The sequence below is a fragment of the Kocuria dechangensis genome (assembly GCF_014636775.1).
In the GTDB taxonomy this organism is placed as follows: Bacteria; Actinomycetota; Actinomycetes; order Actinomycetales; family Micrococcaceae; genus Kocuria; species Kocuria dechangensis.
Window position 1 is genome coordinate 137782 of sequence record NZ_BMEQ01000007.1, and the last position, 19998, is coordinate 157779.

The 19998-nt window shown below is 73.9% G+C and carries 17 protein-coding genes; 8 read left to right on the top strand and 9 right to left on the bottom strand.

Annotated elements, in window-relative coordinates; translation table 11 throughout:
* Positions 1–6 precede the first annotated feature (6 nt).
* The 3 genes from IEW07_RS08960 to nth form a co-directional block, all read right to left on the bottom strand.
* A complete protein-coding gene (locus tag IEW07_RS08960; protein WP_188536376.1) occupies positions 7–3708 on the bottom strand; it encodes an nSTAND1 domain-containing NTPase in 3702 nt (1233 codons plus the stop codon).
* A 130-nt stretch (positions 3709–3838) separates the two neighbouring features.
* Positions 3839–4657 (bottom strand): NUDIX hydrolase, encoded by an 819-nt coding sequence (locus IEW07_RS08965; protein ID WP_188536378.1) that lies wholly within the window; start codon positions 4655–4657, stop codon positions 3839–3841.
* On the bottom strand, positions 4639–5514 hold the full coding sequence (nth, locus tag IEW07_RS08970) for an endonuclease III (protein ID WP_188536380.1): 876 nt from the start codon (positions 5512–5514) through the stop codon (positions 4639–4641). Before nth ends, IEW07_RS08965 begins: the two co-directional genes overlap by 19 nt.
* Before the next feature lie 174 nt (positions 5515–5688).
* On the opposite strand from nth, the gene acs reads away from it, so the two are divergent.
* Both acs and aroQ read left to right on the top strand, forming a co-directional pair.
* On the top strand, positions 5689–7638 hold the full coding sequence (acs, locus tag IEW07_RS08975) for an acetate--CoA ligase (RefSeq protein ID WP_188536382.1): 1950 nt from the start codon (positions 5689–5691) through the stop codon (positions 7636–7638).
* A gap of 106 nt (positions 7639–7744) precedes the next feature.
* Positions 7745–8185 carry a type II 3-dehydroquinate dehydratase gene (aroQ, locus tag IEW07_RS08980; protein WP_188536384.1) on the top strand — a complete coding sequence of 147 codons (441 nt, stop codon included), beginning with the start codon at positions 7745–7747 and terminating at the stop codon, positions 8183–8185.
* A 3-nt stretch (positions 8186–8188) separates the two neighbouring features.
* Here the strand turns inward: aroQ and IEW07_RS08985 are convergent, their stop codons facing one another.
* Complete coding sequence (locus tag IEW07_RS08985; RefSeq protein WP_188536386.1) at positions 8189–9364, bottom strand: MarP family serine protease; 1176 nt, start codon at positions 9362–9364, stop codon at positions 8189–8191.
* Between the two features lie 261 nt (positions 9365–9625).
* On the opposite strand from IEW07_RS08985, the gene IEW07_RS08990 reads away from it, so the two are divergent.
* A complete protein-coding gene (locus IEW07_RS08990) occupies positions 9626–10303 on the top strand; it encodes a Crp/Fnr family transcriptional regulator (RefSeq protein WP_188536388.1) in 678 nt (225 codons plus the stop codon).
* A gap of 79 nt (positions 10304–10382) precedes the next feature.
* On the opposite strand, the gene IEW07_RS08995 is transcribed toward IEW07_RS08990, so the two are convergent.
* From IEW07_RS08995 to IEW07_RS09005, 3 genes are read right to left on the bottom strand one after another with little or no spacing between them, the layout of a single operon-like run.
* Complete coding sequence (locus IEW07_RS08995) at positions 10383–11306, bottom strand: NUDIX hydrolase (RefSeq protein ID WP_229741688.1); 924 nt, start codon at positions 11304–11306, stop codon at positions 10383–10385.
* Positions 11290–11775: a RidA family protein gene (locus IEW07_RS09000; RefSeq protein WP_188536390.1), complete on the bottom strand. Its 486-nt coding sequence runs from the start codon at positions 11773–11775 to the stop codon at positions 11290–11292. Before IEW07_RS09000 ends, IEW07_RS08995 begins: the two co-directional genes overlap by 17 nt.
* 28 nt (positions 11776–11803) lie before the next feature.
* On the bottom strand, positions 11804–11998 hold the full coding sequence (locus IEW07_RS09005; RefSeq protein WP_188536391.1) for a DUF4177 domain-containing protein: 195 nt from the start codon (positions 11996–11998) through the stop codon (positions 11804–11806).
* 92 nt (positions 11999–12090) lie between these two features.
* Between IEW07_RS09005 and IEW07_RS09010 the strand changes: the two genes are divergently transcribed.
* Together IEW07_RS09010 and IEW07_RS09015 are read left to right on the top strand one after the other, a co-directional pair.
* On the top strand, positions 12091–14250 hold the full coding sequence (locus tag IEW07_RS09010; RefSeq protein WP_188536394.1) for a transglycosylase domain-containing protein: 2160 nt from the start codon (positions 12091–12093) through the stop codon (positions 14248–14250).
* Between the two features lie 10 nt (positions 14251–14260).
* Entirely contained in the window at positions 14261–15181 is a 921-nt protein-coding gene (locus IEW07_RS09015; protein ID WP_229741689.1) for a metallophosphoesterase, read from the top strand.
* A 79-nt stretch (positions 15182–15260) separates the two neighbouring features.
* Here the strand turns inward: IEW07_RS09015 and IEW07_RS09020 are convergent, their stop codons facing one another.
* Positions 15261–15854 (bottom strand): RBBP9/YdeN family alpha/beta hydrolase, encoded by a 594-nt coding sequence (locus IEW07_RS09020; RefSeq protein ID WP_188536395.1) that lies wholly within the window; start codon positions 15852–15854, stop codon positions 15261–15263.
* On the bottom strand, positions 15851–16009 hold the full coding sequence (locus IEW07_RS09025; protein ID WP_188536397.1) for a hypothetical protein: 159 nt from the start codon (positions 16007–16009) through the stop codon (positions 15851–15853). The genes IEW07_RS09020 and IEW07_RS09025 overlap by 4 nt, the downstream gene beginning before the upstream one ends.
* A 174-nt stretch (positions 16010–16183) precedes the next feature.
* Here IEW07_RS09025 and IEW07_RS09030 point away from each other — a divergent pair, with 174 nt between their 5' ends.
* From IEW07_RS09030 to IEW07_RS09040, 3 genes are all read left to right on the top strand, one after another.
* Positions 16184–19027, top strand: coding sequence for an FAD-binding and (Fe-S)-binding domain-containing protein (locus IEW07_RS09030; RefSeq protein ID WP_188536399.1), 2844 nt, complete (start codon positions 16184–16186; stop codon positions 19025–19027).
* 62 nt (positions 19028–19089) lie between these two features.
* Positions 19090–19560: a MarR family winged helix-turn-helix transcriptional regulator gene (locus tag IEW07_RS09035; RefSeq protein WP_188536401.1), complete on the top strand. Its 471-nt coding sequence runs from the start codon at positions 19090–19092 to the stop codon at positions 19558–19560.
* Between the two features lie 4 nt (positions 19561–19564).
* On the top strand, positions 19565–19987 hold the full coding sequence (locus IEW07_RS09040) for an organic hydroperoxide resistance protein (RefSeq protein ID WP_188536403.1): 423 nt from the start codon (positions 19565–19567) through the stop codon (positions 19985–19987).
* Positions 19988–19998 lie beyond the last annotated feature (11 nt).

Consider the following 19998-nt stretch of genomic DNA (forward strand, 5'->3'; position numbering starts at 1 on the left):
CGGGCCTCAGCACAGCCCGCGGTAGTCCGCGCCGGGCACGTGCCGGTCCCACTCCTCCTGCGTGACCGGGTCCCCGCGCTGCGCGCACACGTGCGCGGCGGCGGCGTCGACGTCGACCAGCCAGCTGCGCACGACCCCGTCGTCGCCCGTCGCGATCAGGCGGTCACCGACGAAGTCGACGTCGTTCATCCGGTCGCCGGAGGCGGACAGGGCCCCGACGACCTCGATCCGGCCGTCCTCCACCCGCCACATCCACACGAACTTGTCCCCCGAGGCCCCCGCCAGGGTGTCCCCCTCCGGGGAGAACTGCAGCCCCTTCACCGAGGACAGCGCGTCGGAGGTCCCGGCGACGCGCCGGGGCTCGGCCGGGTCGGAGACGTCCCACAGGAGGACCTGCCCGCTCTCCGTGCCCACGGCCATGAGGTCCGCGGCCGGGGAGAAGGTCAGCGAGGTGGCCACGGCCTCGAGGTCGAGGGTGGCCTCCCGCCGCGGCGCCTCCGGGTCGGTGACGTCCCACAGCACGACGTGCGTCGCGTCGTCGGCGGTGGCCAGCAGGCCGCCCGAGGGGTGGAACCCCGCGGCCTCCGTGCCGGTCACCGGCAGCGCGGCGGACCGGCGGACCGAGCCGTCCCCCGCGCGGCGCAGGAGGGCGACCTCCGTGCCCACCTCGGACCACGCCGCCAGCGACGTGCCGTCCGCGCTGACGTCGACGCCGGTGATCCCGGCGTCGATGGCCCGGGTCTTCGTGGGCTCGCCGGGGCGGCCCTCCTCGAGCGGCCACACCAGCAGGTCGCCGTCCCGGGTGCCGCCCCCCACGAACGAGGCGTCGGGGGCGACCGTGCCGGCGAACCACAGCTCCTCGCCCCGCGGCGCCCGCGGGGCGGGGAGCTCACCGGGGTGCTCGGCGGTGAGGTCCAGGAGCGAGACGACGTCCTCGCCGATGCCCACGACGCTCATGACGGTGTTCTCCCGGTCGGTCGAGAGCTGGTAGACGGGCTCGTCGCGGCGCTCGACGACCGGTCCGTGGCGGTCCCACGCGCGAGTGGTCCCGTCCTGCGAGGCGGTCAGCACCCGTCCGCCCACGCTCAGCGCGCTGGTGACCCGCGCCGGGGTCGGGTAGACCTGGACCCGGGAGCCGTCGGAGACCCGGTGGACGTAGGCGTTCTGGTCGTAGCTGGCGGAGACGAGCCGCTCGCCGTCGGGCGAGAGGTCGACGTCGCTGACCCAGCTGTCGAAGCCCGCGATGCTCCCCGCCTCCTTGAGCTCCCGCCCGGCGACGTCGAACAGGCGGAGCTCGCGGGCCGCCAGGCCCGCGGCCAGCCGCGCGCCCTCCAGGTCCAGGGACAGGACCCGGCGACCGGTGGGGACGGGCTCGATCCGCTCCGCCGCGGGGCCCGGCGCCGAGAACCGGTCGATGCCGGTGGCGGACCCGCCCACGTAGACGGTGCCGTCGGAGGCGGCCGCGAGCGCGGTCACGTCGTCGTCCCCGGCGAGCTCCAGCGGCGGGAGCCGGCCGGGCGCGCCCGGGTCCGCGAGCGACCAGCGCAGCACCTCGCCCGTCCCGCCGGCCAGCAGCTGCCGCCCGTCCGGGGAGAACGCCACCGCGTTGACGGGCGTCTCCGTGCCGGCCGCGCCCTCGAGCTCTGCCAGCAGCTGTGCCGGCCGCTGCGTGACGTCCCAGAGGCTGACGTGCCCGAGCCCGCCCGTCGCCGCGAGGACGCGGCCGTCCCGGGTGACCAGGTCCACGTCCCGCAGGCCCGGGGCGCCGTCGACCACGGCGACGTCCTCCCGTCCCGTGGCGAGGCGCTCGGAGTCCCGCCACACGGAGAGCGTGCCGTCCCCGGCGGCGCGGGCCACGACCGAGCCGTCGTCCAGGGCCGCGAGCCGGGACGCGACCTGCGGGCCGAGCAGGCGCTCCGAGTTCGTGACCGCGGTGGCGTCGATCAGGGCGGAGACCCCCTCCCGGGTGGGCGCGAGCCGGTAGGCGGCCAGGCTCAGCTGCGCGGCGAGGTCGGGCGACTCCCCCCGGATCCGGGAGGCCTCCAGCGCCGTCTGGCGGGAGAGGGCATCGTCGCGGGCCGACTCGGCCTGCGCCTGGTAGTGCTCGGCGCGGTGCCCGAGGCCCGCCGCGACCACGGCGGCGACCACCGCGAGGGCGAGCAGCACGGAGGCCACCCTCCCGCGGCGCTTGATCTGGCGGGTGCGCCGGCGCTCGAGGGCCAGGACGTCGTCGTAGTGGCGCTCGCTCTCCTCGAGGTAGGCGCGCTCCGCGGGGCTCAGCAGCGCCTGCTGCCGGGGGTCCCCGGTCCAGTCGCGGAAGGACGCGAGCTGGCCCAGGGGGATGAGCGCGAGGGGGTCGCGGTCGTTGGCCAGCCACATCTGGGTGGCGCGCTGCAGCTGCTGGCGGACGAAGAGGTCGCGGCGGGCGTCCTCGATCCAGCGGCAGAGCCGGTCCCAGTGGTCGAGCAGGGACTCGTGGCTGAGCTGGATCTCGTCGCGGTCGATGGTCAGCAGCCGCGCCCGGGCGTAGTGCTCGACGACGGCGGCGGCGCCCTCCGGCAGCTCGTCCCGGGAGACCGGGGTGCGCACGACCGTCCCCGCGGAGCCGGTGCCGGCCACCCGGACCAGGCGCAGGAAGACGACCCGCGCCAGCTCCTGCTCGTGCGGCTCCAGCTCGGCCAGGACCTCCTCGGCGCGCCGGTCCACGGCCTCCGTGATGCCGCCGGCGGCGTGGTAGTCGGCCACGGTGAGCTCGCGCGTGCGGGCGTGCTCCCAGGTGCCCAGGAGGGCCTGGGAGAGCATGGGCAGCAGGCCCACGCCGACCTCCGTGCCGCGCGGCGCGACGTCGCGCAGGATCACGTCCACCAGGTCCGGGGAGACGCGGGCGCCCACGGCCTCGGCGGGGCCCACGACGATCTGCCGCAGCTGCTCGCGGGTCAGGGCGCCGAGGAGCACGGGCCGCTCCAGGGCGCGCCGCAGCTCCGGGTGCCGGCTGGCGGTGCCGAAGAAGTCGGCGCGCAGGCCCACCACGACCACGTGCTCCCGGCTCGCCTCCGCCAGCCGGTCGAGGAACCGTCCGGGCTGGTCGGGGTCGCGGGAGCCGGTCCACAGCTCCTCGAGCTGGTCCATCACGAGCAGGTCGGGGCCGGGGGCGAGGGCCCGGACCAGACGCTCCTCCGGCTCCCGGCCGGGGGTGGTGGCGACGGCGGACCACCCGTGCAGGGGCTGGCCCTCGGCGCGCAGCCGGCCGAGCAGGCCGGCGCCCAGCAGGGAGGACTTGCCGGCGCCCGAGGCCCCCACCACGGCGAGGATCCGGGGGCCGTCCGCGGCCGCGAGCGCCGCGACGCGGGCGCCGAGCTCGGCGACCTCCGCGGCCCGGCCGAAGAAGTGGCTCTCGTCCTCCGGCCGGTAGGAGCGCAGCCCCACGTAGGGGACGGCGGCGGGCTGGCCGGTCCCGCGGGCGCGGTTGACGTCCTCCCACCACTGCCGGGCGGGTTTCTCGCCGGTCAGCTCGAGGGCCTCCAGCAGGGTCGTGAACTCCCCGCGCAGGGCCGGGCCGGGCAGGTGCGCGCCGCTGAGCCAGCCCTGGATGGTGCTGGCGGGGAGGTTGCAGGCAGCGGCCAGCGCGCGCACGGAGAGGCCGCGGCGGCGGCGGGCGGCGCTGAGCTGCTCGGCGAGCCCGGGCCGGTGCGGGCGGGGGGTTGGCACCGGGGCCTCCTGGGGGCGTGTCGTGGAAGCGGGGGACCCAGGAATCGTATCGGTGGGTCCCTGCCGGGACCCCGAATGTTGCGGAGGACCGCAATGTTGCGGCGGGCCCGCGGCCCGCCGGCCGGATGTGCTAGAGGGGAGCCGGCAGCACCCTGGTGGTGTCCCACGGCACGGACCAGCCCAGCGCGGTGAGCACCCGGTCCAGCAGCACGCCGGTGAACCCCCACACCGTCACGGCGGGCGGTCCCGGGGCCGTCGAGGAGGCGCCGGCGGCGGGCGTCCCCCCGGGGACCGGCACGGTGAAGGCGGGCGAGCGGTAGGTCTGCCGGCCGCGGGTCACGCTCGCGTAGTGCCGGTTCGCCGGGTCGATCAGGTCCAGCACTGGGACGCGGAACACGAGCGAGGACTCGGCGTGGTCCACGACGTCGACCGGGGAGCTCTCCCGCCACCAGCTCAGGACGGGGGTGACGAGGTGGTTGGAGACCGGCAGGGGCACGGGGGCGAGGGCGCCGAGCACCTCCACGCCCGCGGGCTCGAGCCCGGTCTCCTCCTCGGCCTCGCGCAGGGCCGCGCGCACGTGGGCGGCGCTCACCGCCCCGCCGGGCACGCTCAGCAGCTCGTGCGGGTTCCCGTCCTCGGGGTCCAGGCGGCCGCCCGGGAAGGCGACCTGGCCCGGGTGGGAGCGCAGCGTCGCGGCCCGCTGCACGAGCAGGACGTCGAGGTCGCGGCCCACCCCGTGCGCGTGCTCGGCCGTGACCTCGGCGGAGTGGGACGGGAGGTCGTCGAGGGCCCCGAAGAGGATGAGCACGGCGGAGCGCCGGTAGTTGTCGTCGATCCGCCCGATCCGCCACGGCTCGCGGTCCTCCATCTGCAGCAGGTGGCCGTGGCGGGCCACCCGGAGCAGGTCGTCGTAGGCCTGGCCGCGCGCGCTCACGGGCTCAGCGCCCATCCGTCGTCCTGCAGCTGCGCGCGGGTGCGGCCGGCCATGAACGCGTCGAGGAGCTCCTCGCGGCCCGGGGCGAACTCGTACTTCAGCAGCTGCGCGGCCTCCGCGGCGTCCGTGGGCCCGCTGCCGTAGGAGGGGCACAGGTCCGCGACGGGGCACACCCCGCAGGCGGGGCGCTGGGAGTGGCAGATCCTCCGCCCGTGGTAGACGAGGCGCTGGGACAGGTCCGTCCAGTCCTTGGGCTCGAACAGCTCCGCGACGTCGCGCTCGACCTTGACCGGGTCCTCCTCCTCGCTCCAGCCGAACCGGCGGGCGAGCCGGCCGAAGTGCGTGTCCACCGTGAGGCCGGGGACGCCGAAGGCGTTGCCCAGGACCACGTTCGCGGTCTTGCGGCCCACGCCGGGCAGGGTGACGAGGTCCTCGAGCCGGCCGGGCACCTCGCCGTCGAAGTCGTCGACGATCTTCTGGGCCAGCATCTGGACGGCCCGGGTCTTGGCCCGGTAGAAGCCGAGCGGGCGGACGATCTCCTGGACCTCCGCCTCGTCCGCCTCGGCCAGGGAGCGCGGGTCCGGGTACGCCGCGAACAGGCGCGGGGTCACCGAGTTCACGCGCACGTCCGTGGTCTGGGCGGAGAGCACGGTGGCCACCAGCAGCTGGTAGGGGGACGCGAAGTCGAGCTCGGCCACCGCGTAGGGGTACGCCTCGGCGAGGACCGCGTTGATCCGGCGGGCCCGCCGCTTGCGCGCGAGCGGGGACTCCGCCCTGCCGGTCCGGCGGCGCCGCGCGGCGCCGGCCCGGGCCTTCGCGGGGTCCACGACGCGCAGGTGGGCGGGTGGGCGGGGCACGGCGGGTGGGAGCATGCCCCGATTCTAGGCCGCGCCCCGGCGGCGGTTCCGTGACCCCGCACGGCGTGGGCATTGTGGATCGGGATGTGCCGATCGTCTAGGGTGAAAACGACACTATGTGAGCTGCGACACGGACGTCCGGTGCCATCGGGGGTCCGTGTCCGGCGCGCCACGAGAAGGGAAGACCACATGGCTTCGGACACCACTCCTGTCGAGACCAAGACCTTTGCCCCCAGCCCCGAGTTCGCCGCCCAGGCCAACGCCACCGCGGAGCTGTACCGGCAGGCCGAGGAGGAGGGCACCGACTTCTGGGCCCGCCAGGCGCGCGAGCTGCTGACCTGGAAGAAGGAGTTCACCGAGGTCCTCGACTGGTCGAACCCGCCGTTCGCCAAGTGGTTCCAGGACGGCACCCTCAACGCCTGCTACAACGCCGTGGACCGCCACGTCGAGGCCGGCAACGGCGAGCGCGTCGCCATCCACTTCGAGGGCGAGCCCGGCGACAGCCGCACCTACACCTACGCGCAACTCAAGGACGAGGTCTCCAAGGCCGCCAACGCGATGGAGTCCCTGGGGGTCACCAAGGGCGACCGCGTGGCCCTGTACCTGCCGATGATCGCCGAGGCCGTCATCGCGATGCTGGCCTGCGCCCGCATCGGCGCGATCCACTCCGTGGTCTTCGGCGGCTTCTCCGCCGACGCCCTGCTCTCCCGCGTGGAGGACGGCCAGGCCAAGCTCGTGGTCACCGCCGACGGCTCCTTCCGCCGCGGCAAGCCGTCCATGCTCAAGCCGGCCGTGGACGACGCCCTGTCCCGCGGCGGGCAGAGCGTCCAGCACGTGCTGGTGGTCCGGCGCAACGAGGCCGAGGTCGAGATGGCCGAGGGCCGCGACGTGTGGTGGCACGAGGCCCTCGGCTCCGCCTCCACGGAGCACACCCCGTCCGAGCAGAACGCGGAGGACCCGCTGTTCGTCCTCTACACCTCCGGCACCACGGGCAAGCCCAAGGGCATCGTCCACACCACCGGCGGCTACCTGACGCAGGGAGCGTTCACCCACAAGAACGTGTTCGACCTCAAGCCCGAGACCGACGTCTACTGGTGCACCGCCGACGTCGGGTGGGTCACCGGCCACTCCTACGTCACCTACGCGCCCCTGGTCAACGGCTCCACCCAGGTGATCTACGAGGGCACCCCGGACTCCCCGCACCGCGGCCGGTTCTGGGAGATCGTCCAGAAGTACGGCGTGACGATCATGTACACCTCCCCCACCGCGATCCGCACCATGATGAAGTGGGGCGAGGAGATCCCCGCCGAGTACGACCTCTCCTCCCTGCGCGTGCTGGGCACCGTGGGCGAGGCCATCAACCCGGAGGCCTGGACCTGGTTCCACCGCGTCATCGGCGGCGGCCGCTGCCCGATCGTGGACACCTGGTGGCAGACCGAGACCGGCGCGATCATGATCTCCCAGCTGCCCGGCGTCACCGTGGCCAAGCCCGGCTCGGCACAGGTCCCGCTCCCCGGCATCAAGGTGGACGTCGTGGACGACACCGGCCAGACCCTGGAGAACGAGGTCGCCGGCTTCCTGGTGGTCCGCGAGCCGTGGCCGGCCATGCTGCGCACCATCTGGGGCGACGACGACCGCTACGTGGACACCTACTGGTCCCGCTTCGGCGACATGTACTTCGCCGGGGACGGCGCCAAGCGCGACGCCGACGGCGACGTCTGGATCCTGGGCCGCGTGGACGACGTCATGAACGTCTCCGGCCACCGCCTCTCCACCCCGGAGATCGAGTCCGCGCTCGTGTCCCACCCGTCGGTCGCCGAGGCCGCCGTCGTGGGCGCCGCCGACGAGACCACCGGCCAGGCCGTCATCGCGTTCGTGATCCTCTCCGACCAGGCCGAGGCCCAGGGCCGGGACAAGGCCGAGCTCGCCGAGGAGATGCGCGCCCACGTGGGCAAGGAGATCTCCCCGATCGCCAAGCCCAAGAAGGTCCTCATCGTCCCGGAGCTGCCCAAGACCCGCTCCGGGAAGATCATGCGCCGCCTGCTCAAGGACGTCGCCGAGGACCGCCCGGTCGGCGACGTCACCACCCTCGCGGACCAGACCGTGATGCAGCAGATCGTGGAGTCGCTCGCCAAGTAGGCGGGCGCCCGCAGCGCCCCCCTCGCGCCGTGCGCGAGGGGGGCGTTCGCCCTCCTGGGCCCACCCGCGACCGCGGCAGGGGACAGGACGGGGGACAATGTGTGCCATGCGCAAACCGATCTACGTCCTCAACGGCCCCAACCTGAACCTGCTCGGGACCCGCAAGCCCGAGGTGTACGGCACCACGACGCTCGCCGACATCGAGGCCGCCGTCCGCACCCGCGCCGCCGCCGGCGGCTGGGAGGTCTCCTTCCACCAGTCCAACCACGAGGGGGACGTGGTGGACCGGATCCAGGAGGCGCGCGCCGAGGGCGCGGCGATCGTGATCAACCCGGCGGCGTTCACCCACTACTCCATCGCGATCCACGACGCCCTCGAGGCCGCCGACGTGCCGATCGTCGAGGTGCACATCTCCAACGTGCACCGGCGGGAGGAGTTCCGGCACACGTCCTTCGTCTCGCTCCAGGCCGACGCCGTCATCGCCGGCGCGGGCGCGTTCGGCTACGAGATGGCGGTCGACTGGCTGCTGCGCACGCTGGAGGGCTGAGCCTCAGGCGGCGCAGGCGCCCGGGACCACGGCCCCGGGACTGACCGCCGCGGCGCCGAGCGCCGCGCGCAGCTCCTCGAGGGTGAGGGCGTAGCCGACCTCGCCCTCGAGGGCCTTCGCGAACACGACGCCCACCACGGACCCGTCCTCGGCGACCAGCGGCCCCCCGGAGTTGCCCTGCTGGACGTTCCCGGCCAGCTGGATGATCTCCGTGGTCGCGGCCGCGCCGCCGTCCACGCCCTGCATGGGCGCGCGCGCCGAGCCCTGGACGGTGGCGGGCTCGGCGGTGAACGGACCGCCCAGCGGATAGCCCATGAACGCCACGAGGTCCCCGGCGCCGGGGTCCTGCCCCAGCGGCAGGGCGGGCAGCGGCAGGGTGGGCGAGGAGAGCACGGCGAGGTCCGCGGCCGGGTCGTAGTGCACCACCGCGGCGGTGTGCACCCGGCCGTCCCGGGTCTGCACCACGGGCTGGTCCACGCCGGCGACCACGTGGGCGTTCGTGACCACCTGGCCGGGCGCGGTGACGAAGCCGGAACCGGTCTGCTGCTGGCTGCACTGGACCGCCGTGCCGTAGACCTTCACCACGGACTCGCCGGCCCGGGCGAACGCGGGCGTGTCCACGCTCTCGGCGGGCGCCTCCTGGGCCGGGAACAGCAGCGCGTCCAGCTCGCGGATGCCGGTGGCGCCGTCGACGGCCTCCCTGGCCTGGGTCACGGCGGAGCGCACGGACTCGGGGGTGCGCTCGTCGATGGTGCGCAGCACCGCCGAGGACGCGACCTGCTGGGAGATCACGGGGATGCCGAGCTGGCCCACGAGCGAGGCGAGCAGCGAGAGGACGAACGCCGCCACGGCCACCTCGAGGACCGCTCCCCCGACCCTGTTGAGGGGACCGAGCCGCATCCGGTCGGTGACCGCGGACAGGGCCCGGCCGACGGCCCCGCCGAGCAGCTGGCCCACGACGAGCAGGAGCAGGACGGTCACCAGGACCGCGCCCAGCCGGTGCTCGGGCTGCACCTGGGCGCTGACGGCGGGAGCGGCCCACAGGGCGGCGGCCGCCCCGGCCACGAAGCCGGCCAGGGAGAACAGGGAGTTGAAGAAGCCTCGGCGGAACCCGTGGAGCAGGTAGCCCAGCAGCAGGACCCCCAGCAGGAGGTCGAGCACGTTGAAGGACAGGGGCATCGGCTTCCTCTGGGGGCGGGGCGGGGCGGGCGGCGAGCCACCAGCATAGGAAGCGCTGCTGGGAGAACTGTGGACCGCGCCCGCCGCCGCGCCGGAAGGGGCGGGGCCCGGCGGGCCCTTCCTTGGGAAACGCGCGTCCGAGACACTACAGTGAACGTCAGGTACGTTAGGCCGCTCACACACGGGTGCGAGCGGCTCCCGCTGACATCGCCCGCCACCGTCGTCGCTCGCAGCGCCGGTGGCGCGACCCCGAGGAGAACCATGGATATCGACGTCCTCCGCCGCGCCCCCCTGTTCGCGTCCCTGGACGACCAGGCGTTCGCCGCCCTGACCGAGGAGCTCACCGAGGTGGAGCTCTCCCGCGGCTCGTCCCTCTTCCACGAGGGCGACCCGGGCGACCAGCTCTACTTCATCGTCTCCGGCAAGATCAAGCTCGGCCGCACCGCTCCCGACGGCCGCGAGAGCCTCGTGGCGATCATGGGCCCGGGCGAGCTGTTCGGCGAGATGGCGCTGTTCGACCCCAGCCCCCGGTCCACCTCCGCGACCGCCGTGTCCGAGACCCGCCTGGCCGGGCTCAAGCACGAGAACCTCAAGAAGGTCATCGAGCGCTCCCCGGACGTCTCCGCGCAGCTGCTGCAGGCGCTGGCCCGGCGCCTGCGCCGGACCAACGAGAGCCTGGCGGACCTCGTGTTCTCCGACGTCCCCGGCCGCGTGGCCAAGGCCCTCCTGGACCTGGCGGACCGCTTCGGCCGTCCTGCGACCGACGGCATCCTGGTGGCGCACGAGCTGACCCAGGAGGAGCTGGCCCAGCTCGTCGGCGCCTCCCGCGAGACCGTGAACAAGGCGCTGGCCGAGTTCGTCCAGCGCGGCTGGATCCGGCTCGAGGCCCGCGCCGTGGTGATCCTCGACCTGCAGCGGCTCAAGCAGCGCAGCCGCTGACCCCAGCACGCACGACGGCCCGGCACCCGTGGAGGGTGCCGGGCCGTCGTGCGTGCTGGCGCGGGGCGGGGCCCGCCGGTCAGGTCCAGTCCAGCCGCAGCACGGGCCGGCCGTCCCGCACCTCGAGCACCGGGTTGCGGGTGACGACGCTGCGTTTGCGGGCGAGGAAGGCGATGGCGGAGGAGCACTCGGCCACCGACTCCAGGACGCACTGCACGCCGGGGGACGAGAGGTCCGCGAGGGTGCGGCCCACGGTGTCCTCCTGCCCCACGAGGTCCCCGAGCCAGGTGCCCTCCGGGTCGGCGATCGCCTGCGAGGCGTCCACCCAGCGGCCCCACACGCCCTTGGACTCGAGCAGGGACTCGACCTGCCCGTCCGGGACCACCGCGGTGAAGTAGTGGATGTCGAAGCGGCGGTGGACGAAGTCCGAGGTGACCCAGTGCGCGAGCGGCCGGAGCAGGTCGGAGCGCAGCACGAGCCGGCGCCGCCGGAGCACCTCGGCGAGGGACACGTCGCCCAGCGCCAGGGCCTCCCGGGAGCGCATCCACTCGGCGCCCTCCACGGACTCCACCGTGCTCATGGGGTCGACGCCTGCCAGCAGCACGCCCACCTCCTCGAAGGCCTGGCGCGCGGCCGCGACGACGGCGCGGCGGGCGCGGCCGACGTCGTCGGTGCCGAGCCTGCGCGCCCACTCCGCGGGCGCGGGCCCGGCCCAGTCCATGGGCTCGTCGTCGTGGGCCTCCACGGGCCCGCCCGGGAAGCCGACCACCCCCAGCGGGGAGTTGCCGGGCCGGTACGTGAGGAACGTCTCGACCCCGCGCTCCCCGTCCCGCACGAAGACGACCGCGGACGCCGGCGTGGGCGTGCTGCCGGGCATCCCGGCCCCGCGCTCGAGCCACGTCCGGGCGGCCTCGCGGTGGCGCTCGGGGATGTCGAACCAGCGGACGACGGGCAGCCGGCCCGTCAGGGGCGCGCGGGAGTGGTGCTCAGCTGAACTCTGCAACCAGCTCCACCTCGACCGGCGAGTCGAGCGGGAGGACGGCGACGCCCACCGCGGAGCGCGCGTGCACGCCGGCGTCCCCGAAGATCCGGCCCAGCAGCTCGGACGCCCCGTTGATGACGCCGGGCTGGCCGGTGAAGGACGGGTCGGAGGACACGAAGCCCACCACCTTGACGATGCGGGTCACCCGGTCGAGGTCGCCGATCCGGTCCTTGACGGCGGCCACGGCGTTGAGCGCCGCCCGGGCGGCGAGCTCCTTCGCGGCCTCCGGGGAGACGGTGCCGTCCGCGCCGGAGGAGGAGACCTTGCCGGTGGCGGGCAGCGCGCCGTCCACGAAGGGGAGCTGGCCCGAGGTGTGCACCCAGGAGCCGCTGACCACGGCGGGGACGTAGGCGGCCACGGGGGCCGCCACGGGCGGGAGCTCGAGGCCGAGCTCGGCGAGACGGGATTCGACGGTGGAGCTGGTGCTCATGGAGTCCTCCGGACGCGCGCTGCGGCGGTCAGTTCTTGGGGCGCTTGAAGTAGGCGATGGGGTTGGTCTGCACGGGCGCGTTCACGTTCCCGGCGGGGACGTCGGCCTGCACGGAGCCGGGCAGGACGGTGACGAGCTCCCAGCCGTCCTCCCCCCAGTTGTCGAGGATCTGCTTGGTGGCATGGATCATGAGCGGCACGGTGGCGTATTCCCAGGTTGTCATGGGCCCAGCGTAGCCACGAACGGCGGGACGCGCGGCACCCGTGACCAGCCCCACACCAGGGGACACCATGGTTGCGCTTGTAGACTGGCGCAATGCCTTCCCGCAAGAACTCTGCCACCCAGGCACCGTCGGCCCTCGGCAACGTCGTGGCGTTCATCGCCACGAGCATCGTCGCCGGCGTCGTCGCCGCCGGTCTCCTGGTGCCCCCCGCAGCTGCGACAGGCCTCGCCGCCAACGCCTCGATCGGGTGGTTCAAGGACCTCCCCGCCACGATGGAGACCGGGCCGATGTCCCGCGCCTCCACCGTCGTGGCGCGCGACGGCACCGAGATCGCCACCTTCTACGCGCAGAACCGCACCCCCGTCTCGCTGGACCAGATCTCCCCGCACATGGTCGACGCCCTGCTCTCGATCGAGGACCGGGAGTTCTACGAGCACGGCGGGGTGAACCTCAAGGGCATCGTCCGCGCGATGGGCAACAACATCATCCGGCCCGACGCCCGCCAGGGCGCCTCGACGATCACCCAGCAGTACGTGAACAACCTCATCATCGACGCCCAGGACCGGGCGGGCGAGGAGGCGTCCACGCTGGGTGCGAACAAGGGCTACATGGACAAGATCAAGGAGATCAAGCTCGCCCTGTCCATGGAGGAGGAGCTGTCCAAGGAGCAGATCCTCGAGGGGTACCTGAACATGGTGCTCTTCGGCGGCCAGAACTACGGCGTGGAGGCCGCGGCCCAGTACTACTGGGGCATCCCCGCCTCCGAGCTGAGCATCTCCCAGTCGGCGATCCTGGCCGGCATGGTGCAGTCCCCCAACTACTACGACCCCGCGGCCAACCCCGAGGCCTCCACGGAGCGGCGCAACCTGGTGCTGGACACCATGCTCCTCACCGGGTCGATCACCCAGGCGGAGCACGACGCCGCGGTGGCCGAGCCGGTCGTGGTGGACCTGCACCCCACCAACTCCGGGTGCTCGGCCGCTGAGACGGCGCCGTATTTCTGCGACTACGTCGAGAACGCCATCCTCCAGGACTCCGCCTTCGGCGAGACCCCCGAGGAGCGGCTCACCACGCTGCAGCGCGGCGGGCTCACCATCACGACCACCCTCGACGCCGACGCCCAGCGCAAGGCCGAGGAGGAGGTCAACCGGACCCAGCCGCGGGACGACAACCCGGACAAGGTCTCGACCGCCCTCGTGTCCCTCGAGCCCTCCAACGGCAACATCGTGGCGATGGCGCAGAACACGTACTACTCCACGGCGGAGGGCAACTCCAACACCACCTACAACTTCAACGTGGACTCGTGGATGGGCGGCGCCGGCGGCTTCCAGGTCGGCTCGACCTACAAGCCGCTGACCCTGGCCGCGTGGATCGACAGCGGCAAGGGCGTCAAGGACGTCGTCGACGCCTCCCAGACCAAGTGGCCGGCGGACCACCGGTGGAAGGCCTCCTGCCTGGAGGGCGGGTACAAGATCGAGCCCGGCGAGAACTCCCAGGGCTTCGAGATCCAGAACGCCGAGTCCGGGTACGCCCGCTCCATGCCGGTGGAGTACGGCCTCTACAACTCCATCAACACCGCGATCTACGCGATGGCGGAGGAGATGGACCTGTGCGAGATCGGCGAGATCTCCGAGGCCCTCGGCATCATCGACGGCAAGACGGGCGACCCCGTGGACACCACCGTGCTCTCGGCGCTGCTGGGCGGCTCCGTGGACATCTCCCCCATGACGATGGCGCAGGCGTACGCCGCGTTCGCCAACCGCGGCCAGCTGTGCGAGCCCCGCGCCCTGTCCAAGGTGGTCGACTACACCGGCAAGGAGTACAAGATCCCGGAGACCTCCTGCGAGCAGGTCATCAGCAAGGACGTGGCGGACGGCGTGAACTACGTCCTCGAGCAGGTGCTCGTGCGCGGCTCCGGCTACAAGCGCGGCATCGACCTGCCCGAGGCGTCCGCCGCGAAGACCGGCACCACCGACAACTCCACCCAGACGTGGATGGTCGGCTACACCCGGGGCCTGGCCACCGCCTCCTGGGTGGGCAACTACGAGTTCGGCTCCCGCTCCCTGAACGATCTGTCCATCGGCGGCCAGCGGGGCGGCTCGGACACCGACTGGGTGGACGGGTCGACCTACGCCGGCGCCCAGTGGCAGCGCTTCATGCAGGACGTCGCGGAGGACTACAGCACGGGCAAGTTCACCAAGCCCTCCAAGAAGGTCCTCGAGGGCAAAAACGGCTCCACCCGGATCGGCTGACCGGGCTCCCGTGAAGCACCACGAGCACGACGACGCGGCCGCCCGCCTCCTGCGGGCGGCCGCCGCCGTGACCGGGACCGGCGCCGCGGCGGCGGCGGGCCTCGGGGCGTGGGGCGTCGTCGTCGAGCGCCGCCGCTACCGGCTGCGGACGGAGCGCCTGCGCCTGCTGCCCCCGGGCAGCCGCCCCCTGCGGATCCTGCACATCTCGGACCTGCACGTGTGGCCGGGCCAGCGGAAGGTCCAGGAGTTCGTGCGCTCCCTCGCCGAGCTCGAGCCGGACCTGGTGGTGGACACCGGGGACAACCTCTCCCACCCGGACGCGCTGCCCTGGCTGCTGGAGACCCTCCGGCCGCTGTTCCGCTTCCCCGGCGCCTACGTGCCCGGTTCCAACTGCTACTTCGCGCCGCGGCCGAAGAACCCCTTCCGCTACCTGTGGCGGGACACCTCCCGCGAGGGGCGGGACGAGGCGCCCCTCCTGCCCACCCAGGACATGCACGACGCCTTCGACGCCGCGGGCTGGACGCCCCTGATCAACCGCGCGGCCCGCGTGCGGGTCGCCGGGCTGGAGCTCGCCCTGTCCGGCGTGGACGACCCGCACCTGGGCTACGACCGGCACCCCGGCTTCCTCGACCCGGCGAGCGCGGACCTGCGGCTCGGGGTGGCGCACGCCCCCTACCTGCGGACGCTGGACCGGTTCGCCGAGGACGGCGCGCAGCTGGTGCTCGCGGGCCACACCCACGGCGGTCAGGTGTGCCTGCCGGGCGGCCGGGCCCTGGTGAGCAACTGCGACCTCGAGCCCGAGCGGTGCAAGGGGCTGATCTCCCAGCAGGGCGTCCCGGTGAACATCTCGGCGGGACTGGGCACCTCCCGCTTCGCGCCGATCCGGCTGTTCTGCCCGCCCGAGGCCGTGCTGCTGACGCTCACCGACTGAGCGCCCCTCCGCGGCCCTCCCCCGCGCCAGCGCCGGACCTCCCCGCGCGAGCGGACCGTGCTGCCGGGCCCGGAGGGCCTCAGGCGCCGCCGCGCGGAACGAGGGCCTCCAGCACCGCGGGCAGGCGGGTCACCCCGTCCGCGGCGCAGAAGTGCCCGGCGCCGGGGACGACCCGCAGCGGCGCACCGAGGCGCCGCGCGAGCTCCTCGGTGGCCGCGGCGGGCACGGTGGGGTCGTCGTCGGAGCGCAGCACCAGGCGGCGGAGCGCGCCGGCCCGCACCGCGGTGAGGTCCACGTCCTCGGCGAGGAACTCGTCGAGGACCGGCTCCGACTCCAGCCGGCCGGTGAACCCCGCCACGAGCACGATCCCGCCGAGGGTCCAGGGCTGCGGCAGGCCGGCCAGGTGGCGCAGCAGGGTGATGCAGCCCAGGCTGTGGCCCACCAGGTGGGTGTGCTCGTCCACCTCGCCGACGGCCCGCGCCACCGCCTCCGACCACGCCCCCGCCTCCGGCCGTGACGGCTCGGGCAGCTCCGCGAGCACCGTCCGGACGCCCTCGGCGGCGAGGCGCTCGCGCAGCCAGGGGAACCAGTGGCTGTCCGGCGCGGCGTCGTAGCCGTGCACGACGACGACCCGGCGCACCGCGGGCGCCGCGGGCAGGCCGGGTCCGGTCATCCGCTGATCTCGGGGACCGCCACGATGACCCGGTGGTTGGTCTTGTCGCACAGGTACATCTCAACGGTCCCCTCGGGCACGGGGCCGCCCTCGGGCCACTGGTCCTCGGGGATCTGCCGCAGCGGCCCGCCGCAGGACGGGCAGATGGGGTCCATGGTCGTCTCCTCCGTCGGGGCGGGCCCTCCGGGTGGTCGGGGCCCGTGGCCCGAGCATCCCCCAGATCGCGGCGGGCCACAATCCCCGCACGCGTCTCGCGTCACGCACCCCTGTGGTCTTACCATAGGCGGTGACGCGCGCCACATCCGGTCGGCGCCCACCGCGGAGGACCCATGACTTCAGCTGCCCAGCACCCCGGCCACCGTCCCGCGCACGACGCCCTCGTCGAGGACCTGCGGACCTGGTGCGGTCCGGGGTCCGTGGTCGACTCGGAGCTCGAGCACCGGGCGCTGGCCCACGACGCCTCGCACTACCTGCTGCAGCCCGAGGCCGTGGTGCGCCCGCGCTCGGCCGCGGACATGGGCAACCTCTTCCGCGCCGTCTCCCGGCACGGGCTGGGCCTGACGTTCCGCTCGGGCGGCACCTCGCTGTCCGGGCAGGGGGTCACCGACCAGGTGCTCGTGGACGTCCGCCGGAACTTCCGGGACGTCGAGGTACTGGACGGCGGCCGCCGGGTGCGGGTCCAGCCGGGGGCGACGGTCCGCCAGGTCAACGCCCGCCTGGCCCCCTACGGGCACAAGCTGGGCCCGGACCCGGCCAGCGAGTCGGCGTGCACGATCGGCGGCGTGGTGGCCAACAACTCCTCGGGCATGGCGTGCGGGACCGAGGCGAACACGTACCGGACACTGGAGTCCATGGTGTTCGTCCTGCCCTCCGGGACCACCGTGGACACCGCGGCGCCCGACGCCGACCGGCGGCTGCGGGAGCTGGAGCCGGAGCTGCACGAGGGCCTGCTGCGGCTGCGCGACCGGGTGCGCGACGACCCCGCGTCAGTGCGCACGATCGAGCAGCAGTTCTCGATGAAGAACACCATGGGCTACGGCCTGAACTCCTTCCTGGACCACGACGAGCCGGTGCGGATCCTGGAGCACCTGATGATCGGCAGCGAGGGGACCTTGGGCTTCGTGGCGCAGGCGGTCTTCCGCACCGTGGAGATCCTGCCGTTCGTCTCGACGGGCCTGCTCGTGTTCCCGGACCTGGCCGCGGCCACCAGGACGGTCCCGGCGCTGGTGGCGGCCCGCTCGGCCACGGTGGAGCTGCTGGACGCCACGTCCCTGAAGGTCTCCCAGCGCACGGGCCTGGCCCCGGCGCAGATCATGGACGTGGACGTCCACGACCACGCGGCGCTGCTCGTGGAGTACCAGGCCGGCACCGCCGAGGAGGAGCGGGAGCTCTCCGCCGCCGCGGCCGCCCTCTTCCGCACCCTGGACCTCGCGGCGCCGGCCGCCCTGACCGACGACCCCGCATCCCGGGCCGCGCTGTGGACGGTGCGCAAGGGCCTGTACACCACCGTGGCGGGCAACCGGCCGAGCGGGTCCAACGCGCTGCTGGAGGACGTCGTGGTCCCCGTGCCGGAGCTGGGCGAGACCTGCGAGCAGCTCACGGGGCTCTTCGACGCCCACGGCTACCGGGACTCGGTGATCTTCGGCCACGCCAAGGACGGCAACGTCCACTTCATGCTCAACGAGCAGTTCGACCGCCCGGACCTGCTGGCCCGCTACGAGCGCTTCACCGAGGACATGGTCGCCCTGGTCCTGGACCACCGCGGCTCGCTCAAGGCCGAGCACGGCACCGGCCGGAACATGGCGCCGTTCGTGCGGCGGCAGTACGGGGACGAGCTCTACGACGTCATGGTCCGGCTCAAGCGGCTCGTCGACCCGGGCGCGCTGCTCAACCCGGGTGTGATCCTCAACGAGGACCCCACGGTCTACGTGCGGGACCTCAAGACCGCGCCCACGGTCGAGGAGGAGGTGGACCGGTGCGTGGAGTGCGGCTACTGCGAGCCGGTGTGCCCCTCCAAGGACCTCACCCTCACCCCGCGGCAGCGGATCGTGGGACGCCGGGAGATCGTGGCGGCCGAGGAGCGCGGGGACGCGGAGCTGGCGGCCCGGCTGCGCGCCGAGTACGACTACGAGGGCCTGCAGACGTGCGCGGTGGACGGGATGTGCGTGACGGCGTGCCCGGTGCTCATCAACACCGGGGACCTCGTGCGCCGACTGCGGGCCGAGAACCACAGCCGGGTCGCGGACGCCGGGTGGGGCGTCGCGGCGAGGGCGTGGGGAGCGACGACGACGGGCGCGGGCCTGGGCCTGACGGTCGCGGACAGGCTGCCCCCGGCGCTGCCGAGGGCCGCGACCACCGCGGCCCGCGCCGTCCTCGGCGCGGAGCACGTGCCGCAGTACAAGGACGAGCTGCCCGCCGGCGGGCCCGCGCGCCCGCGCCGGCGGGACGAGCAGGCCGAGGCCGTGTTCTTCCCGGCCTGCATCAACTCCATGTTCGGCACCCCGGACGGCGAGGGCCTGACCGCGTCCCAGGCGTTCCTGGCGCTGTGCGACCGGGCGGGGGTGCACGTCACCGTCCCGGAGGGCATCGGGAACCTCTGCTGCGGGACGCCGTGGAAGTCCAAGGGCCTGCCCACCGGGTACGCCACGATGTCCGAGCGGACGCTGGCGGCCCTGTGGGTGGCGTCCCGGCAGGGCGAGCTGCCCGTGGTCTGCGACGCCGCGTCCTGCACCGAGGGGCTGGAGACGATGGCCGAGCTGGCGGCGGCCTCCAGCGAGTACCACGCGCTGCGGTTCCAGGACTCGGTGGAGTTCGCGGCCGACCGGCTGCTGGGGCGGCTGACCGTGAGCCGGCCGATCGGGTCGATGGCGCTGCACCCCACGTGCTCGAGCGTGCACCTGGGCGTCACCGGCGCCTTCGAGGCGATCGCCCGGGCCATCAGCGACGACGTGGTGGTGCCCAAGGCCTGGGGCTGCTGCGCCTACGCCGGGGACCGCGGCATGCTGCACCCGGAATTCACGGCGTCCGCCACGGCCGCCGAGGCGCGGGAGGTCGACGAGCGCCGCTTCGAGGCCTACGCGTCCCTGAACCGGACGTGCGAGCAGGGCATGACGGAGGCCACCGGCCACGACTACCGCCACGTGCTCGAGTTCCTGGAGGCGGCGACCCGCTGACCCGGCGCTCGGGGGCCTCTCTTCCAGTTGTGCACAATTGAATTGCGTGCAATAGTACGGGCATGGACGCAGACCTCCGGCTCGACGCACAGCTGTGCTTCGCCCTGTACGCGGCCTCCCGGGCCACCACCGCGGCCTACCGCGCGCCCCTGGCGGAGCTGGGGCTGACCTATCCGCAGTACCTGGCCCTGCTGGCCCTCTGGGAGGAGGACGGGCAGACCGTCTCCGCCCTGGGCGCGCGCCTGCGCCTGGACAGCGGCACGCTCTCCCCCCTGCTCAAGCGCATGGAGGGCTGCGGCCTGCTCGAGCGGCACCGGGACCCGGCGGACGAGCGGCGGGTCACCGTCCACCTCACGGACGCCGGCTCGCGGCTGCGCGAGCGCGCCCCCGAGGTCCAGCGCCGCGTCCTGGAGGCCTCCGGGCTCACGGTCGAGGAGATGGCCACCCTCCGCCGCCTCGCACGGAGGATCGGCGCCCCCGAGGACGCCACCAGCGCCAAGAACGACAACAACGACAACGACAACGAGGAGTAAACCCATGGAGACCGTCTACACCGCAGAAGCGCTCGCCACCGGCGCCGGCCGCAACGGCCGCGCCCGCACCACCGACGGGCGGGTCGACCTCGCCCTGGCCGTCCCGAAGGAGATGGGCGGCTCCGGCGACGGCGCCAACCCCGAGCAGCTGTTCGCCGCGGGCTACGCCGCGTGCTTCCACTCCGCGATGCAGGCCGTCGCCCGCCAGGAGAAGGTCAAGCTCGGCGACTCCAGCGTGGGGGCCCGCGTGGGCATCGGCGGCAACGGCCAGGGCGGATTCGCCCTGGAGGTCACCCTGGAGGTCGTGGTCCCGGGGCTGGACCAGGACGCGGCGCAGGACCTGGTCGAGAAGGCGCACCAGGTGTGCCCGTACTCGAACGCCACCCGCGGCAACATCGAGGTCACCCTCAGCGTCGTGGATGACTGATCCCCGTCCCC

What these genes read in the sequence shown, in the direction of transcription:
- IEW07_RS08965 (WP_188536378.1), bottom strand. Translation starts at nt 4,657, where the DNA reads ATGGGCGCTGAGCCCGTGAGCGCGCGCGGCCAGGCCTACGACGACCTG.
- nth (WP_188536380.1), bottom strand. Translation starts at nt 5,514, where the DNA reads ATGCTCCCACCCGCCGTGCCCCGCCCACCCGCCCACCTGCGCGTCGTG.
- acs (WP_188536382.1), top strand. Translation starts at nt 5,689, where the DNA reads ATGGCTTCGGACACCACTCCTGTCGAGACCAAGACCTTTGCCCCCAGC.
- aroQ (WP_188536384.1), top strand. Translation starts at nt 7,745, where the DNA reads ATGCGCAAACCGATCTACGTCCTCAACGGCCCCAACCTGAACCTGCTC.
- IEW07_RS08985 (WP_188536386.1), bottom strand. Translation starts at nt 9,364, where the DNA reads ATGCCCCTGTCCTTCAACGTGCTCGACCTCCTGCTGGGGGTCCTGCTG.
- IEW07_RS08990 (WP_188536388.1), top strand. Translation starts at nt 9,626, where the DNA reads ATGGATATCGACGTCCTCCGCCGCGCCCCCCTGTTCGCGTCCCTGGAC.
- IEW07_RS09000 (WP_188536390.1), bottom strand. Translation starts at nt 11,775, where the DNA reads ATGAGCACCAGCTCCACCGTCGAATCCCGTCTCGCCGAGCTCGGCCTC.
- IEW07_RS09005 (WP_188536391.1), bottom strand. Translation starts at nt 11,998, where the DNA reads ATGACAACCTGGGAATACGCCACCGTGCCGCTCATGATCCATGCCACC.
- IEW07_RS09010 (WP_188536394.1), top strand. Translation starts at nt 12,091, where the DNA reads ATGCCTTCCCGCAAGAACTCTGCCACCCAGGCACCGTCGGCCCTCGGC.
- IEW07_RS09020 (WP_188536395.1), bottom strand. Translation starts at nt 15,854, where the DNA reads ATGACCGGACCCGGCCTGCCCGCGGCGCCCGCGGTGCGCCGGGTCGTC.
- IEW07_RS09025 (WP_188536397.1), bottom strand. Translation starts at nt 16,009, where the DNA reads ATGGACCCCATCTGCCCGTCCTGCGGCGGGCCGCTGCGGCAGATCCCC.
- IEW07_RS09030 (WP_188536399.1), top strand. Translation starts at nt 16,184, where the DNA reads ATGACTTCAGCTGCCCAGCACCCCGGCCACCGTCCCGCGCACGACGCC.
- IEW07_RS09035 (WP_188536401.1), top strand. Translation starts at nt 19,090, where the DNA reads ATGGACGCAGACCTCCGGCTCGACGCACAGCTGTGCTTCGCCCTGTAC.
- IEW07_RS09040 (WP_188536403.1), top strand. Translation starts at nt 19,565, where the DNA reads ATGGAGACCGTCTACACCGCAGAAGCGCTCGCCACCGGCGCCGGCCGC.